Consider the following 15628-nt stretch of genomic DNA (forward strand, 5'->3'; position numbering starts at 1 on the left):
ACAACACCTTCCTGGAATTAGAGCAGAATATCCGTGTAGAGCTCGGATGCATCCGGCTCCGGATCGTTTTGAGCGAAATCGGCAGAATCGGCGACAATGTCGCGAACTTCCTTGTCGATTTCCTTCAGCTCTTCCTCGGTTGCCCAACCCTTCTCGATCACACGCTGCTTGACCTGCTCGATCGGATCGTGTTCGGAGCGCATCTTCTGCACTTCTTCCTTCGAGCGATACTTGGCGGGGTCCGACATCGAGTGACCGCGATAGCGATAGGTCTGCATGTCGAGAATGATCGGCCCCTTGCCGGAACGCGTCCATTCTACAGCCAGGTCGGCAGCAGCCTTGACCGCACGAACATCCATACCGTCGACCTGGATGCCCGGAATATTGAAAGAGAGACCGCGCTTCGAGAAATCGGTTTCTGCGGACGAGCGCGAAACCGATGTACCCATGGCGTAGCGGTTGTTCTCGATGATGTAGACCACCGGCAGCTTCCACAGCGATGCCATGTTGAAGCTTTCGTAGACCTGCCCCTGATTGGAAGCGCCGTCGCCGAAATAGGTCAGCGTGACATTGTCGTTGTCGCGGTAACGATTCGCGAAAGCCAGACCCGTGCCGAGCGAAACCTGTGCACCGACGATACCGTGACCACCGTAGAAATGCTTCTCTTTGGAGAACATGTGCATGGAGCCACCCTTGCCCTTGGAAAGGCCGCTGCGGCGTCCGGTCAGTTCGGCCATGACGCCGCGCGCGCTCATGCCCGCTGCAAGCATATGACCATGATCGCGATAGGCGGTGATAACCTGATCACCTTCCTTCAGCGCCATCTGCATTCCAACCACCACGGCCTCCTGGCCGATGTAGAGATGGCAGAAACCGCCAATGAAGCCCATGCCGTAAAGCTGGCCGGCCTTTTCTTCGAAACGCCGGATCAACAGCATTTCGCGATAAGCGTCCAACTCCTGCTTCTTGTCGAAGTTCGCAGGTGCAGGTGCCTTGGGTGCAGTTACAGAAGACGCCTGCGCTTTGTTAGCAGGCGCCTTTTTAGCCCTCGGTGCCATTTCTCGCTCCCTAAATTGTCGTTCTATTGTGACGTTATACGGGCGCACCACAAGATACAATATGCGCCCAGAGCATAGCTGCTATGTCGCCAAACCCTTAAAAACATATCACAAAAAGACAATTAACCGGATTTCAGTTAATTCGATCGATCTTCCCGGGAAGTGATAATTGTCACTTCATCGGGATGGGAGAGATTAAGCGCCCTGCGGGCCTGCTCGTCAAGCATATCCTTTTCGATGGAACCGTCACGTAAAAGTGTGACTCGCTTTTCAAGAGCGTTGCGATCGGCAGTTACCTGTTCGAGCTGCTTGGCCAGAAGGCTTTTCTGCTCTTCCAGCTGAATACGGGAATAAAGACCGAACTCGCCATGATAAGCGTGAAAGCCAAAGTAGCTCAGAAACGCAGCCGTCAGGATAGGCAATACAAAACGCCCACGGATCGATTTACGCTTCTGCTTGGTCCACATTTCGGCTTCCTTCCCGGATATTCGGAGCCACGGCGAATCCTGCGAAAGGCAGCATTCCGAATTCCACCATCAAGCATTATTTTGCTTAACAGAGATTTACCAAGGACCCTCGCTACGGCCAGTGGGGCAGCGTTTTTGTTGTATGCTCAAGAAGCGGAAAGACGCGGAGCGGCCAGAATAGGAAAGCGGCTCGCCGTCAGAACAAACCGCTTCCTCGTTTTCATAGAAAGTCTTTAATCTGATCAGACATCAACGATGGTGGAAAAGCCGCCATATATCATGCGCTTGCCATCAAATGGCATCTGGTCGCCCATTGCTTTCATGCGCGGGTCACTCATCATCTTGCTGTTTGCAGCATCGCGCGTTGCCTTGTCGGGATATTCGAACCAGGAGAACACAACCTCCTCGTCGGCTTCAGCCTTAACAGCACGTCGAAAATCGGTGACCTTGCCATCCGGCACATCGTCTCCCCATGCTTCGACCATGCGCGTTACGCCGAATTCCTTGAACAATACAGCCGCTTCGGCGGCATGTTTGCGATAGAGTTCCTTGTTCGCCTTGGGGACCGCGACAACAAATCCTTCAATATAAGCCATCTTCTCTCTCCCGTTGCTAGCTCCGCCCACGGCTCGGTTACCAGAATTGCAAGCCGTTCCCTCATCAGCTTGAGCACCAATGCAATAATATTGATATCAATATAACTGCATTGGGTCAAATACCCGATATCCGGATCAAATAGAGCCAAAACGAAAAAAGGCGGACCGAAGCCCGCCCATTGTATGATTCGTTGCGAAAAATTAGAGGAATTTCAGGGCGTTGCGACCAGCATAACGCGCCTGCTTGCCAAGCTCTTCCTCGATGCGGATAAGCTGGTTGTACTTTGCAGTACGGTCCGAGCGAGCCAGAGAGCCGGTCTTGATCTGTCCGCAGTTGGTGGCAACCGCGAGATCGGCAATGGTTGAGTCCTCGGTTTCACCTGAACGGTGCGACATGACAGCAGTGTAGCCGGCCTTGTGAGCGGTTTCGACAGCATCAAGCGTTTCGGACAGCGAGCCGATCTGGTTGACCTTCACGAGAATCGAGTTGGCGACGCCCATGCGGATACCGTCGCGAAGCCGGGCCGAATTGGTGACGAAGAGATCATCGCCAACGAGCTGGCACTTGTTGCCGATCAGATCGGTCAGATATTTCCAGCCTTCCCAGTCGTCTTCAGCCATACCGTCTTCGATGGTGACGATAGGATAGTCACTGGCGAGCTTGGCGAGATACTTGGCTTGAGCCTTTGGATCGCGCGTCTTCCGTTCGCCTTCATAGACGTAGTTGCCATCCTTGAAGAACTCGGTTGCCGCGCAATCGAGGCCAAGAGCGATATCTTCACCCGGCTTGAAGCCAGCCTTCTCAATCGACTCCATGATGAAATCGAGGGCAGCCTGGGCATTCTTCAGATTCGGAGCAAATCCGCCTTCATCGCCGACATTGGTGTTGTGACCGGCATCCTTGAGGCGCTTCTTGAGCGTGTGGAAAACTTCCGAACCATAACGAACAGCTTCACGAACGGACGAAGCGCCGACCGGAAGAATCATGAATTCCTGGAAATCGATCGGATTGTCGGCATGTGCGCCGCCATTGATGATGTTCATCATGGGAACCGGCAGGACATGGGCGTTTGCGCCGCCGACGTAGCGGTAAAGCGGCAAACCGGCTGCCTGGGCTGCAGCCTTGGCAACGGCAAGCGAAACACCCAGAATTGCATTGGCGCCGAGATTGCCCTTGTTGGCCGAGCCGTCGAGCTCGATCATCGTCTGGTCGATAAGCAGCTGGCTTTCTGCGTCCATGCCGGCAATCGCGTCGAAAATCTTGCCGTTGACCGCTTCAACGGCCTTTTCCACGCCCTTCCCAAGATAGCGGCCGCCACCGTCGCGCAATTCTACGGCTTCATGTGCGCCAGTCGATGCGCCGGACGGAACCGCCGCGCGTCCGAAAGAGCCATCTTCAAGCACAACGTCCACTTCGACGGTCGGGTTGCCGCGGCTGTCGAGAATTTCGCGACCGACGATGTCGATGATTGCAGTCATAGGAACCAGTCCTTCCCTATAGATTGCCCCGCCATATGCGCGAGGCGCTTAACAAATCCGATGCGGCCATTTCTTAGCGCATAATCCCGAAACTTTGCAGACATTTCAGAAAAGATTATCCACCGGGCCGGTTTCTAAGCCTTAGCGAAACAAAAGGCGGAGGAAAATCCCCCGCCTTTCTAAATTCTCCGAGAACTGTTTAAAGCCCCTTCGCGATACGATCGAAAGCCATGAGCTTTTCGAGCAGTGCGGGCATCTTATCCACCGGCACCATGTTGGGACCATCGGAGGGCGCGTTATCGGGGTCCTGATGCGTTTCGATGAACAGCCCCGCGACGCCAACAGCAACGGCCGCGCGCGAAAGTGTTTCAACAAACTCGCGCTGTCCGCCCGACGAACCGCCCTGCCCGCCTGGCTGCTGGACCGAGTGAGTCGCATCGAACACAACCGGCGAACCAAGGGCAGCCATGATCGGCAAGGAACGCATATCGGAAACAAGCGTATTATAGCCGAAAGAAACGCCGCGTTCTGTCGCCAGTACATTCGGATTGCCGCTTTCCGTGATCTTGGAAAGAACATTCTTCATGTCCCACGGCGCCAGAAACTGGCCCTTCTTTACGTTCACGACGCGTCCAGTCTTTGCCGCAGCGATCAGCAGATCGGTCTGGCGGCAGAGGAATGCTGGGATTTGCAGGACATCAACCACGGGAGCAACTTCAGCACATTGCCCTTCCGTATGGATATCGGTCAGTACTGGAAAACCGAATTCTTTCTTGAGGTCGGCAAAGACTTCGAGCGCCTTTTCGAGACCAATACCGCGCTCTGCCTTCAAGGAGGTGCGATTAGCCTTGTCGAAGCTCGACTTGTAGACGAGACCGATGCCGAGTTTGTCGGTCATTTCCTTGAGACGTCCTGCCATCTCGAAAGCGTGTTCACGCGTTTCCATCTGGCATGGACCTGCGATCAGGGCAAATGGCGCACTGTTTGAAAAAGTAACGTTTCCGATTTTTACGGATGAATTGGCAGTGGCCATAACGTGAACCTCAATATTGGATGCTTTCCGGCATCTTATCTGGCGTAAAGGCAGGTTGAAAACAAGACCGCATCCTGAATGCCGAAACGAAAACGCGCCCCGAAAGGCGCGTTAGAGTTTTAGACCAGACGGCTCTGCTCGATTGCCGCTTCGATAAAGGAAGCGAAGAGCGGATGTGGTTCGAACGGCCGGGATTTCAGTTCGGGATGGTACTGAACACCGATAAACCAAGGATGGTCAGGATATTCAACTGTTTCAGGCAGAACACCATCCGGCGACATGCCTGCAAAGTTCAACCCGGCAGTTTCCAGACGTTCCTTGTAGTCAATATTGACTTCATAGCGATGACGATGGCGCTCGGAAATATCGGTCGAGCCATAGATTTCCGCGATCTTTGAGCCCGGCTTCAATGCTGCTTCATATGCGCCAAGGCGCATCGTACCGCCAAGGTCGCCCGCCGCTGCACGCTTTTCAAGCATATTGCCCCTCAGCCACTCGGTCATCAGGCCAACAACCGGCTCCTTGGTCGGACCAAACTCGGTCGAAGAGGCGTTTTCGATGCCAACGAGATTACGCGCAGCCTCAATGCAGGCCATCTGCATACCAAAGCAGATGCCGAAGTAAGGAACCTTGCGTTCGCGAGCAAACTTCGCCGCCAGTATCTTGCCTTCCGCACCACGCTCGCCGAAACCGCCAGGCACCAGAATGCCATGAACCTTTTCCAGATATGGAGCCGGGTCTTCACTTTCGAAGACTTCCGCCTCAATCCAGTCGAGGTTGACCTTCACCTTATTGGCGAGACCACCGTGATAAAGCGCTTCGATCAGCGACTTATACGCATCCTTGAGACCCGTATATTTGCCGACAATGGCAATGGTCACTTCGCCTTCCGGATTGTGAAGGCGGTTGGAAACTTCTTCCCAGCGATCCATGCGTGGCTTTGGAGCCGGATCGATACCGAATGCAGACAGGACTTCCGAATCAAGACCTTCCTTATGATAGGCAATCGGAACGTCATAGATCGTGGCCACGTCGAGCGCCTGAATGACCGCGCTTTCGCGGACATTACAGAACAATGAAAGCTTGCGCCGTTCCGATTCCGGAATCTCGCGATCAGCACGAACCAGAAGGATATCCGGAGCAATGCCGATAGAGCGCAGCTCCTTGACCGAATGCTGGGTCGGCTTGGTCTTCAGTTCGCCCGCAGCTGGAATATAAGGCATCAGGGTCAGGTGGATATAAACCGCTGTTCCGCGTGGCAGTTCATTGCCGAGCTGTCGGATTGCTTCGAGGAACGGCATGGCTTCGATGTCGCCAACCGTGCCGCCGATTTCGCAAAGCACGAAATCGTAATCTTCGTTGCCTTCAAGGACGAAGTTCTTGATCTCGTCGGTCACATGCGGAATGACCTGAACCGTCGCGCCAAGATAATCGCCGCGGCGTTCCTTTTCGATGATGTTGCGGTAGATACGGCCGGTCGTGATATTGTCCTGCTGGTTGGCAGGACGACCGGTGAACCGCTCGTAATGGCCCAGATCAAGGTCGGTTTCGGCACCATCGTCAGTAACGAACACCTCACCATGCTGGTAAGGCGACATAGTGCCGGGATCGACATTCAGATAAGGGTCGAGTTTACGGATACGCACGCGGTAACCACGTGCCTGAAGGAGTGCAGCCAGAGCTGCGGCAGCTATGCCTTTTCCAAGGGAAGAAACCACGCCGCCAGTGATGAATACATATCGCGCCATGGGCTTATCTCGTTAGACTTTCTTGATTGATTCCGCCACAAAAAAATGCACCCCGGTGGTGTTTTTTCACCGGAGCCAGGCGGTAATCGTCGTTGCACAAAGAAAAACCGGAGCCAGAAACCCCGGAGCGAATACGCTTGTACTCTCTAGCGCCCATCTTCACATAAAGCCATGTCGAAGCTCGAAATCCACAGCTTCCGAAATGATGAATGCGCAAAAGAAAAGGCCGAGCCCGAAGCCCGGCCACTTTCACATAGTCAATTGCAGATCAGAGAACAACCACTTCGGTGCCAAGTCCGACGCGCTCATATAGATCCATCACATCCTCGTTGATCATGCGGAAGCAGCCGTTCGAAGCCGAGCTTCCAATGGTCCAGGGCTGCACAGTGCCGTGAATGCGGATATAGGTATCCTTGTTTCCCTGGAACAGGTAGAGGGCGCGGGAACCAAGCGGGTTGCCCGGACCACCATCCATCCCGTTCTTGAAGCGACCATAGTGGGCGGGATCGCGCTCGATCATTTCCTTGGTCGGAATCCAGCGCGGCCACTCACGCTTCGCGTTGATTGTTCCGGTGCCCTTGAACTCCAGCCCCTGCTTGCCGACAGCAATGCCATAGCGGCGAGCCGTCGACGACGTTTCAACGAGATAAAGGAAACGCTGTTTCGGGTCGATCACGATCGTGCCGGGCTTATAGCCGGTGAATGCTACTTCCTGCGCCCGGAACTTGGGATCAATGTTGTACTTGTTGGCTTTAACCGCATTGCCGTTCTTGGAAGCCTTTTTCTTCTTCGGCTTTTCGGGATTGGCCTTGGTGTCGCTTGAAAGCGCTACCTGCTGAACGGATGCGGCAGCTTCGTTGAGCTGCGCTTCAGCGCTTACCGGCGAAGCTGCAAATGCCGGAGCAGTCGCCCCAATGCAGAGACTTGCAATACCTGCCATCAGAATACGGCGTGAAAACATGTTCGGTTCCCGAAAAATCAAGCACAAGGGAGAAACGCCTGCCGCATTAATTGCGACCAGACTTTCGCCCTGCTTACTGCAAAGCGATCCGGTTCTCAATTCGCTGCCACCGTTCTGCAATGCGATTCGGCGCAGCCTATTGCCTAGCTGCAACACTTTGCGGCTTGGTGGTTAACAAAAAGAAAACCGGCCACAAGGGCCGGTTTCCGCATTCAATTCACGCTGCGCGTTTTATTGCGAGCTTGGAACCGGATTGGCCGGGGTTTCCGGAACAGCCGGAGCCTGTGGCTGCGCGGCATCAGGCTGCGTTGCCGGCGCACCGGCGCCTGGAGCCGCAGGTGCGGCCTGATTTGCGTCCGGGCGTGAAGACTCACCGCCCAGCTGGTTAAGAATACCGCCGCCGTTTCCACCAGCCGGGGCCGTCTGGCTACCGGTTGCTGCCGGAATACGGTTGAGGATGTCGGTAGGCTTTTCCCCGTAGCGAGCCATGATGCCGAGGATAAGCGACGTGGCGAAGAAACCAATCGCAAGAATGGCCGTCGTGCGGGTCAGCGCGTTCGCAGCACCGCGAGCCGTCATGAACCCCGAACCACCGCCAATGCCAAGGCCGCCGCCTTCCGAGCGCTGGATGAGCACAACGCCGACAAGCGCCAGCACGATCAACAAGTGAATGACAATGAGTACGGTCTGCATGGGTTACGGTCTTTACATCCCTAAAACTAGAGCGGCTCTTTACACGCTATTGTCCGATAATCCAAGCCCCGAGACCAAGATAGACAGACGTGAGACGCCGGTTACAAATTACGATAGGTTTCGCATATGGCGAGAAAATCGTTAGCCTTCAAGCTCGCACCGCCGACAAGCGCGCCGTCCACATCCGCGACGCCAAGCAATTCCAATGCATTTGAAGGCTTGACCGAACCGCCATACAGCAACCGAAGATGGGCACCTTTCGCGCCGAAACGTTCAATCAGTTGCTCACGCATGAAAGCATGCGCAGCGCGCACGTCCTGCACCGTCGGTGTCAGGCCTGTGCCAATTGCCCAGACTGGCTCATAGGCGATGATGGTATTCTCCGCATTGACACCGTCGGGCAAGGAACCGGCAAGCTGCTCGCCGATTACATCCAGCGTGCGCTCTGCTTTGCGTTCATCGGCAGTCTCGCCCACGCACACGATGGCGATCAGTCCCGCGGCCCAGGCGGCTTCGGTCTTGGCGCGAACGACCTCATTGCTTTCGTAATGGTCAGTTCGGCGCTCGGAATGTCCGATAATGACATGTGTGGCGCCTGCTTCCCTAAGCATCTCGGCCGAGACATCGCCCGTATGCGCGCCAGACACTTTATGGTGGGAATCCTGACCACCGAGACCAACGGTCTCACCTTCGAGCGTTTCCGCCGCGCGGGAAAGAAGCGTCGCAGGCACGCAGATCACTGCATCAAGCTTGCGGCCGAGATCAGAGCTCAGGCCGGCAGCAATCGCACGCAGTTCGGTCAGGGATTCTCCCGTTCCATTCATCTTCCAGTTGCCAGCAACCAGCGGACGGATTCCCGGAGTCATTTCATTCTCCTCGCCTGTTCGAAACAGCAGGCGTGATCACGCGCCTTGAAAGCGGATCAGCGCCAAAATTTGCCACTGACTAAGCGTATTCGTGCCGCAATGCAAATGTTCTTAGGTTCCTACTTGCAATGAGACCTTGCATATAGGGCTGGCTTAAGGTTATCCCCTGACTGGCTCTATCCATAATAGCCGAGCTTCGTTTTGTTCTTGAAGGGTTTCCAATGCTCGACAGCCTGCGTTCCGCCGCTCAATCCTGGGTCGCCAAACTTCTGCTTGGCCTGCTTGTACTGAGCTTTGCGATCTGGGGCATCTCCGATGTCTTTCGCGGCGGCCTGTCAGGCAATGCCGCTTTGACGGCCGGGGGCTCTGAAGTCAGCGCCACTGATTATCGCTTTGCCTATGAGCAGCAGATGATGCGTCTGTCCCAGCAGTTCCGCCAGCGCCTGACGCGCGAACAGGCAAAAACGCTCGGCGTCGAAAACCAGGTGCTTGCCCAACTCGCAGCCGGTGTAGTTCTGGATGAAGGCGCGCGCAACATGCAGCTTGGCCTTTCCAAGGACGGAATTGCGCGACTGACGGGTGAGGATCCGGCTTTCCATGATGCAAGCGGCAACTTCAATCGCGCTCAGTTCGACGCAGTTCTTCGTCAATCGGGCATTCGTGCGCAGGACTATCTCGACAACCGCGCCAAAGTCGCCCGCCGCCAGCAGATCGTGGAAGCTGCCACGGATGGCATCAAGCTACCGAATGCAGCGTTGAAGGCGTTGGCTCTGTATCAGGGTGAAACTCGCAGCGTCGACTATGTTACCATTCAGGCGGAAAAAGCCGATGCCGTCCCCGCGCCATCCGACGATGCGCTCAAGACCTATTTCGAAGCGCGCAAAGACGAGTACAAGGCGCCGGAATACCGTAAGATAACCTATGTGAAGCTGGAGCCGGCTGACATTGCCGATCCGTCCGCCGTCACGCAGGAAGAAATCAGCGAGTATTATGAGAAGAACAAGGATCGCTTCGGTACAATCGAAAAGCGCGCCATCGAGCAGTTGAACTTTGCCGATGACGCAGCGGCTGAAGCTGCCCAACAGAAAATTGCCACTGGAACGAGCTTCGTTGACATCGGTAAGGAACAGGGCAAAACCGAAGACGACCTGAAGCTCGGCACCTTCGAAAAATCCGCTATTCCCGACCAGGCCGTGGCCGATGCAGCATTTGCGCTGGCGGAGAATGGTGTTAGCCCAGTCGTAAAGGGAAGCTTCGGTCCCGTCATCCTGCGCGTAACGCAGATCGAACCGGCTCATGTAAAGCCGCTGACCGAAGTCGAAGGCGAAATTCGCACCACCCTTGCGAACAATATCGCAGCGAGCAGCATCAGCGGAATTCATGACTCCTACGAGCAGGAACGCTCCGATGGCGCATCCATGGCAGATGTGGCTAAGAAACTGAGCCTGAAAACTGTCACCGTCGAAGCCGTTGACGCCGAAGGCAACGATCCTTCCGGCAATCCTGTCCAGCTGCCGAACTCGGAAGCACTCCTTGCAGCAGCCTTTCAGGCCGATCAGGGTTTTGACAACGACGCCCTGACCATGGGCAATGTCGGCTATCTCTGGTATCAGGTCGATGGGATCACCCCGGCCCGTGACCGTATGCTTGATGAAGTCAAGGATAAGGTTGTGGCTGCCTGGAAGGGAGAAGAGGCCGTTAAGCGCCTCAACCAGCGTGTGGAAGAATTGAAGAAGCGTCTCGATGGCGGCGCGACACTCGACACGATCGCTTCCGAACTGGGTGTCGAAAAGCAAACCAAGCGCGGTGTTGTCCGCACCACCAATGATGCCGATATCGGAACCGCTGCCGCAGCGCAGATTTTCCGCGGAGCAAATGGCTTCACCGGCAGCGCTGCCGCACCTTCGGATGATGCCCAGATCCTGTTCAAGGTTACGGAAGTAACCGAACCTGCCGCAGCTGGCCCGGAAGCCATTCCGGAACAGCAGCAGAAATATCTGGCGACCTCACTCTCGGATGACATCCTTGAACAGCTCGTCGGTGAATTGCAGAAGCAGTACCCCGTTAAGATAAATCAGACCGTCATCAACAACGCTTTGGCGTTTTAGGGACGGTGGGCATCCAAAATGGCTGATCTAAAACCCTATATTGCGAAAGCTGCTGCTGGAGAGCCGCTTTCGCTGGAAGATTCCAGGGCCGCCTTCGACATCATGATGTCTGGCCAAGCAACGCCATCGCAGATAGGTGGATTGCTGATGGCGTTGCGTGTACGCGGTGAAACAGTACCGGAGATCGCTGGGGCCGTCGCCTCCATGCGCTCCCGCATGCTTGGAGTCTCCGCTCCCGACAATGCAATCGATATCGTCGGAACCGGCGGTGACCAGTCCGGCTCCTACAATGTTTCAAGCTGCTCGGCGTTTGTCGTGGCTGGCGCCGGCGTCCCTGTGGCCAAGCATGGCAACCGGGCCCTCTCCTCTCGCTCAGGTGCCGCCGATGCGCTCGCCGCGCTCGGCATCAATATCGAAGCCGATGCAAACACGATCGGCCGCAGCATCACCGAAGCTGGCCTTGGCTTCATGTTTGCGCCGATGCACCATTCCGCCATGCGCCATGTCGGCCCTTCACGGGTCGAACTCGGCACGCGTACCATCTTCAATCTGCTTGGACCTCTTTCCAATCCGGCCAGCGTCAAGCGTCAGCTCGTCGGAGTGTTCGCGCCTCAATGGCTCGTACCTTTGGCCGAAGTGCTCAAGGAACTGGGTTCCGAAGCGGCATGGGTTGTCTACGGCGATGGTCTCGACGAAATGACCACCACAGGCACGACGCAGATTGCGGCTCTTGAGAAGGATCAAATCCGTACTTTTGAAATCACGCCGGAAGAAGTCGGGCTTCGCCGTTGCGATCCTGCGGAACTGAAAGGCGGCGAGGCTGCCGTGAACGCGAAGGCTCTGCTAGGTGTACTTGAAGGCGATAAAAACGCCTATCGAGACATCGTGTTGCTCAATTCGGGCGCGGCGCTCGTCATTGCTGGCAAGGCGAAAGATTTGAAAGAAGGCATCGAACTGGCGGCGCAATCCATCGATAGCGGTGCCGCACTTGGTGTTTTGCAGAAGGTGATTGCCGTTTCAAACGACAACACCGCCTGACGGAAAGGATCAAGCTATGTCTACCGATATTCTGCGCAAGATTGAGGCTTACAAACGCGACGAAATCGCCGCCGCCAAGGCCGAGCGTAGCGTGGCAGATCTGAAAGCACGCGCTCAGGATCAGGAAACACCGCGCGGTTTTCTCAAGGCATTGGAAGCGAAACGCGCGGCTGGGGAATTCGCCCTGATAGCCGAAATCAAGAAGGCGAGCCCTTCGAAAGGCCTTATTCGTCCTGATTTCGACCCGCCCATCCTTGCACAGGCCTACGAGGCTGGTGGCGCGGCGTGTCTTTCCGTGCTGACCGACGCGCCATCCTTTCAAGGAGCGCCAGAATTTCTGACGGCGTCCCGCAACGCATGTAGCCTGCCGGCACTTCGCAAAGACTTTTTGTTCGATACCTATCAGGTGCATGAAGCCCGCAGCTGGGGCGCTGACTGCATTCTGATTATCCTGGCCAGCGTCGATGACGATCTGGCGAAAGCGCTCGAAGAAACCGCTTTCGAGCTCGGAATGGATGCTCTCATCGAAGTGCACGACGAGGCCGAGATGGAACGCGCACTCAAACTGTCGTCGCGTCTGCTCGGGGTCAACAACCGCAATTTGCGTACATTCGAGGTCGATCTCGCCGTTTCCGAACGCCTGTCGAAAATGGCTCCCTCCGACCGTTTGCTGGTTGGGGAAAGCGGCATCTTCACACACGAAGATTGTCTGCGGCTGGAAAAGTCGGGGATCGGGACGTTCCTCATCGGGGAAAGCCTGATGCGCAAGGCAGATGTTGCAGCGGCGACCCGCGAACTTCTGACCGGCAAGGCCTGACCGATGGTCTCCAAACTCACCCATATCGACCAGAGTGGCGCTGCCAACATGGTAGATGTTGGGAGCAAGGACGAGACAGACCGTCAAGCTGTGGCCGAAGGATCGGTCATAATGAAGCCGGAAACGCTGGCGCTCATTCTGGAAGGCAATGCGGCCAAGGGGGATGTCATCGGCACTGCGCGTCTGGCAGGCATCATGGCAGCGAAAAAGACCTCGGACCTTATTCCCCTCTGCCATCCATTGATGCTGACCAAAGTCGCGGTCGAAATCGAACCGGATCGCACTTTGCCCGGCCTGCGCGTTCGTGCGCTCGCCAGGCTGAAGGGACGCACCGGCGTGGAAATGGAAGCGCTCACCGCCGTTTCAGTTACTTGCCTCACGATCTATGATATGGCCAAAGCGGTCGACAAGCATATGGAGATCGGCGGCATTCGCGTTATCGAAAAGAGCGGCGGCAAATCAGGCGACTGGACGGCATAAACCGCTTTTTCCAGATATGCTGCTGACTTTGCTTTGGATCAATTCTGCCAATCGTTTTTTATGGTTTAGACGGGGCAGAAATTCAGTTCGAGAGGAAACGCCATGTCCCTTCTCCCGGTCGATGAAGCACTGGCCCGCATTCTGAAGTCGGCGGAACCGCGCGGCACTGAGCAGATCGCTTTGTCAGATGCTGGTGGGCGTGTCGTTGCAACACCCGTGCTGGCACATTTTCTGCAGCCGCCTTTTGACGGTTCGGCGATGGACGGCTATGCCCTGATCGCGCCGGACAACATCTCCTATCCTGCCGAGTTCGATATCATCGGCCAGTCGGCAGCGGGCAATCGCTTCGAAGGCGAATTGAGAAGCGGACAGGCAGTCCGCATTTTCACCGGCGCGCCGCTTCCCAACGGTACGGACACAATCGTCATTCAGGAGCACACCGAGCGCTCAGGCAACCGGCTGATCGTCCATAAAGGCATGGAACCGGGACGGCATATACGCCGCGCAGGCCTGGACTTTTCGCCGGGCAACATAGTCATTTCATCAGGCCGTGAACTGGATGCTGCTGCACTGTCGCTGGCAGCTGCCAGCGGCAATGCGAAAATCGACGTATTCAAAAAGCCCACGGTAGCCATTATCGCCACCGGCGACGAGCTTGTTGCTCCGGGCGAGATACCCGGAAAAGACCAGATCGTTGCATCGAACAGTGTTGGAATTGCCGAGATCGTAAGACGAGCCGGCGGGACTTCTCAAGATAAGGGGATCATTCCCGATGATCCCGCTAAAATAGAGCAGGCAATAGAAGATAGCCTGCAAAGCGGCGTCGACGTTCTGGTCACAATCGGCGGAGCTTCGGTCGGTGACAGGGACTTTGTCCATGGCGCGCTGCAGAAACTGGGCGTCGACCTCGATTTCTGGAAGATCGCCATGCGGCCCGGCAAACCGCTGATGCATGGACGGATCGAGGTGAATGGCAAGATCGTCCATATTATCGGCTTGCCGGGCAATCCTGTTTCCAGCCTGGTGTGCAGCCTTGTTTTTCTCCGGCCGCTTGTCGCGAAGCTTGCCGGCACCAGCCTTGACGCCGACATCCGTCCGGCAAAGCTGGGTGTTGCCCTGCCAGCTAACGATCATCGCCGCGACTATATCCGGGCGACCCTCGAATCAGGACCGGATGGAACGCTGGTCGCGTCGCCTTTCCCGGTGCAGGATTCGTCCATGCTGTCGGCCCTCGTCCGCTCAAAAGCGCTTATCATCAGGGGTGAGAACGCTCCCGCTGCCGCTAGTGGCGATGATTGCCGAGTTCTGATGCTATAGCGGCAACGCCTCATCCGAACATGAGGAATTCGCCCTAAGCCCCGGTGGGATATATATTATTCAGAATGTCGTCCCACCCACTCCGGTGGCAGAAATGCAGCGCCGGAACATCCCATCTTTCCTTGTTTTGAGCATTAACGATTTTAAAACCATTGCAGAACAAGACTGGAACATATAGTGTTCGTTCTGGTTTTGTTTTTCTCGATTCCTGGCCGGGAGGGTGTCGCGCATGTTGACCCGTAAGCAGCACGAGCTTCTGCTGTTCATTCACGAACGTCTGAAGGAAACGGGCATTCCTCCCTCTTTCGACGAGATGAAGGAAGCGCTCGATCTGGCTTCAAAATCGGGTATCCATCGTCTGATCACTGCTCTGGAGGAGCGTGGCTTTATCCGCCGCCTGCCCAACAGGGCGCGTGCGCTTGAGGTGTTGCGGTTGCCGGATTCAATCGCTCCTGGGCTCAATGCCCAAAAGAAGTTCGCTCCCAGCGTGATCGAAGGTAGTCTTGGCAAAGCGCCGCCCCCCCCTCCACCGGCTCGCCCTGCCCCGGTAGCTACCAATGACGACACGTCGGCTACGGTATCCGTACCGGTCATGGGACGAATAGCTGCGGGTGTGCCGATCTCCGCCATTCAAAATCAGACCCACTCCCTCAGTCTCCCGCCAGAAATGATCGGCGCGGGCGAGCATTACGCGCTTGAGGTCAAAGGGGACTCAATGATCGATGCCGGAATTTTCGACGGAGACACGGTAATCATCAAACGCGGAGATTCCGCAAATCCCGGTGAGATCGTGGTAGCTCTGGTCGATGATGAAGAAGCAACCTTGAAGCGCTTTCGCCGTAAGGGTGCCTCCATCGCTCTGGAAGCGGCAAATCCCGCTTATGAAACGAGGATATTCGGCCCTGACCGTGTTCGCGTACAGGGGAAGCTCGTCGGTCTCATCCGCCGTTACTAGAGCACGTCTTCC

Annotated in this window: 15 protein-coding genes; 6 read left to right on the forward strand and 9 right to left on the reverse strand. The window is 55.9% G+C overall.

The annotated features are described in order from the left end of the window. Nucleotides 1-17 precede the first annotated feature (17 nt). The 9 genes from pdhA to tpiA form a co-directional block, all read right to left on the reverse strand. The gene (gene pdhA / locus ACOWVS_RS15965; RefSeq protein ID WP_006470533.1) at nucleotides 18-1058 is read right to left on the reverse strand and encodes a pyruvate dehydrogenase (acetyl-transferring) E1 component subunit alpha; all 1041 of its coding nucleotides are present in this window, start codon (nucleotides 1056-1058) and stop codon (nucleotides 18-20) included. Between the two features lie 137 nt (nucleotides 1059-1195). After that, nucleotides 1196-1525 (reverse strand): FtsB family cell division protein, encoded by a 330-nt coding sequence (locus ACOWVS_RS15970; protein WP_021585219.1) that lies wholly within the window; start codon nucleotides 1523-1525, stop codon nucleotides 1196-1198. Between the two features lie 242 nt (nucleotides 1526-1767). Continuing rightward, on the reverse strand, nucleotides 1768-2121 hold the full coding sequence (locus ACOWVS_RS15975) for a DUF1428 domain-containing protein (protein WP_021585220.1): 354 nt from the start codon (nucleotides 2119-2121) through the stop codon (nucleotides 1768-1770). Nucleotides 2122-2322: 201 nt separating this feature from the next. After that, nucleotides 2323-3600: a phosphopyruvate hydratase gene (gene eno / locus ACOWVS_RS15980; RefSeq protein ID WP_021585221.1), complete on the reverse strand. Its 1278-nt coding sequence runs from the start codon at nucleotides 3598-3600 to the stop codon at nucleotides 2323-2325. A gap of 199 nt (nucleotides 3601-3799) precedes the next feature. Beyond that, nucleotides 3800-4633, reverse strand: a complete 834-nt coding sequence (kdsA, locus tag ACOWVS_RS15985) for a 3-deoxy-8-phosphooctulonate synthase (RefSeq protein ID WP_021585222.1) — start codon at nucleotides 4631-4633, stop codon at nucleotides 3800-3802. 119 nt (nucleotides 4634-4752) lie between these two features. Beyond that, a complete protein-coding gene (locus tag ACOWVS_RS15990) occupies nucleotides 4753-6381 on the reverse strand; it encodes a CTP synthase (RefSeq protein WP_006466926.1) in 1629 nt (542 codons plus the stop codon). Nucleotides 6382-6649: 268 nt separating this feature from the next. Next, nucleotides 6650-7342: a L,D-transpeptidase gene (locus tag ACOWVS_RS15995; protein WP_006470535.1), complete on the reverse strand. Its 693-nt coding sequence runs from the start codon at nucleotides 7340-7342 to the stop codon at nucleotides 6650-6652. A gap of 231 nt (nucleotides 7343-7573) precedes the next feature. Next, the gene (gene secG / locus ACOWVS_RS16000; RefSeq protein ID WP_021585223.1) at nucleotides 7574-8035 is read right to left on the reverse strand and encodes a preprotein translocase subunit SecG; all 462 of its coding nucleotides are present in this window, start codon (nucleotides 8033-8035) and stop codon (nucleotides 7574-7576) included. Nucleotides 8036-8136: 101 nt separating this feature from the next. Beyond that, nucleotides 8137-8901, reverse strand: coding sequence for a triose-phosphate isomerase (gene tpiA, locus ACOWVS_RS16005; RefSeq protein ID WP_021585224.1), 765 nt, complete (start codon nucleotides 8899-8901; stop codon nucleotides 8137-8139). A gap of 221 nt (nucleotides 8902-9122) precedes the next feature. On the opposite strand from tpiA, the gene ACOWVS_RS16010 reads away from it, so the two are divergent. The 6 genes from ACOWVS_RS16010 (at nucleotide 9123) to lexA (ending at nucleotide 15616) form a co-directional block, all read left to right on the forward strand. Continuing rightward, nucleotides 9123-11009: a peptidyl-prolyl cis-trans isomerase gene (locus tag ACOWVS_RS16010; RefSeq protein WP_021585225.1), complete on the forward strand. Its 1887-nt coding sequence runs from the start codon at nucleotides 9123-9125 to the stop codon at nucleotides 11007-11009. 18 nt (nucleotides 11010-11027) lie between these two features. After that, nucleotides 11028-12047 (forward strand): anthranilate phosphoribosyltransferase, encoded by a 1020-nt coding sequence (trpD, locus tag ACOWVS_RS16015; RefSeq protein ID WP_021585226.1) that lies wholly within the window; start codon nucleotides 11028-11030, stop codon nucleotides 12045-12047. Nucleotides 12048-12063: 16 nt separating this feature from the next. Beyond that, nucleotides 12064-12864, forward strand: coding sequence for an indole-3-glycerol phosphate synthase TrpC (trpC, locus tag ACOWVS_RS16020; RefSeq protein WP_021585227.1), 801 nt, complete (start codon nucleotides 12064-12066; stop codon nucleotides 12862-12864). 3 nt (nucleotides 12865-12867) lie between these two features. Continuing rightward, nucleotides 12868-13344: a cyclic pyranopterin monophosphate synthase MoaC gene (moaC, locus tag ACOWVS_RS16025; RefSeq protein ID WP_021585228.1), complete on the forward strand. Its 477-nt coding sequence runs from the start codon at nucleotides 12868-12870 to the stop codon at nucleotides 13342-13344. Nucleotides 13345-13446: 102 nt separating this feature from the next. Then, nucleotides 13447-14661 (forward strand): gephyrin-like molybdotransferase Glp, encoded by a 1215-nt coding sequence (gene glp, locus ACOWVS_RS16030; protein ID WP_021585229.1) that lies wholly within the window; start codon nucleotides 13447-13449, stop codon nucleotides 14659-14661. A gap of 229 nt (nucleotides 14662-14890) precedes the next feature. Beyond that, entirely contained in the window at nucleotides 14891-15616 is a 726-nt protein-coding gene (gene lexA, locus ACOWVS_RS16035) for a transcriptional repressor LexA (RefSeq protein ID WP_006470537.1), read from the forward strand. Nucleotides 15617-15628 lie beyond the last annotated feature (12 nt).

Origin of the sequence: Brucella sp. IR068 (assembly GCF_049065885.1) — a bacterium.
GTDB lineage: Bacteria > Pseudomonadota > Alphaproteobacteria > Rhizobiales > Rhizobiaceae > Brucella > Brucella intermedia.

Coding starts and splice junctions, on each gene's coding strand:
- pdhA (WP_006470533.1), bottom strand. CDS start 1,058: ATGGCACCGAGGGCTAAAAAGGCGCCTGCTAACAAAGCGCAGGCGTCT.
- ACOWVS_RS15970 (WP_021585219.1), bottom strand. CDS start 1,525: ATGTGGACCAAGCAGAAGCGTAAATCGATCCGTGGGCGTTTTGTATTG.
- ACOWVS_RS15975 (WP_021585220.1), bottom strand. CDS start 2,121: ATGGCTTATATTGAAGGATTTGTTGTCGCGGTCCCCAAGGCGAACAAG.
- eno (WP_021585221.1), bottom strand. CDS start 3,600: ATGACTGCAATCATCGACATCGTCGGTCGCGAAATTCTCGACAGCCGC.
- kdsA (WP_021585222.1), bottom strand. CDS start 4,633: ATGGCCACTGCCAATTCATCCGTAAAAATCGGAAACGTTACTTTTTCA.
- ACOWVS_RS15990 (WP_006466926.1), bottom strand. CDS start 6,381: ATGGCGCGATATGTATTCATCACTGGCGGCGTGGTTTCTTCCCTTGGA.
- ACOWVS_RS15995 (WP_006470535.1), bottom strand. CDS start 7,342: ATGTTTTCACGCCGTATTCTGATGGCAGGTATTGCAAGTCTCTGCATT.
- secG (WP_021585223.1), bottom strand. CDS start 8,035: ATGCAGACCGTACTCATTGTCATTCACTTGTTGATCGTGCTGGCGCTT.
- tpiA (WP_021585224.1), bottom strand. CDS start 8,901: ATGACTCCGGGAATCCGTCCGCTGGTTGCTGGCAACTGGAAGATGAAT.
- ACOWVS_RS16010 (WP_021585225.1), top strand. CDS start 9,123: ATGCTCGACAGCCTGCGTTCCGCCGCTCAATCCTGGGTCGCCAAACTT.
- trpD (WP_021585226.1), top strand. CDS start 11,028: ATGGCTGATCTAAAACCCTATATTGCGAAAGCTGCTGCTGGAGAGCCG.
- trpC (WP_021585227.1), top strand. CDS start 12,064: ATGTCTACCGATATTCTGCGCAAGATTGAGGCTTACAAACGCGACGAA.
- moaC (WP_021585228.1), top strand. CDS start 12,868: ATGGTCTCCAAACTCACCCATATCGACCAGAGTGGCGCTGCCAACATG.
- glp (WP_021585229.1), top strand. CDS start 13,447: ATGTCCCTTCTCCCGGTCGATGAAGCACTGGCCCGCATTCTGAAGTCG.
- lexA (WP_006470537.1), top strand. CDS start 14,891: ATGTTGACCCGTAAGCAGCACGAGCTTCTGCTGTTCATTCACGAACGT.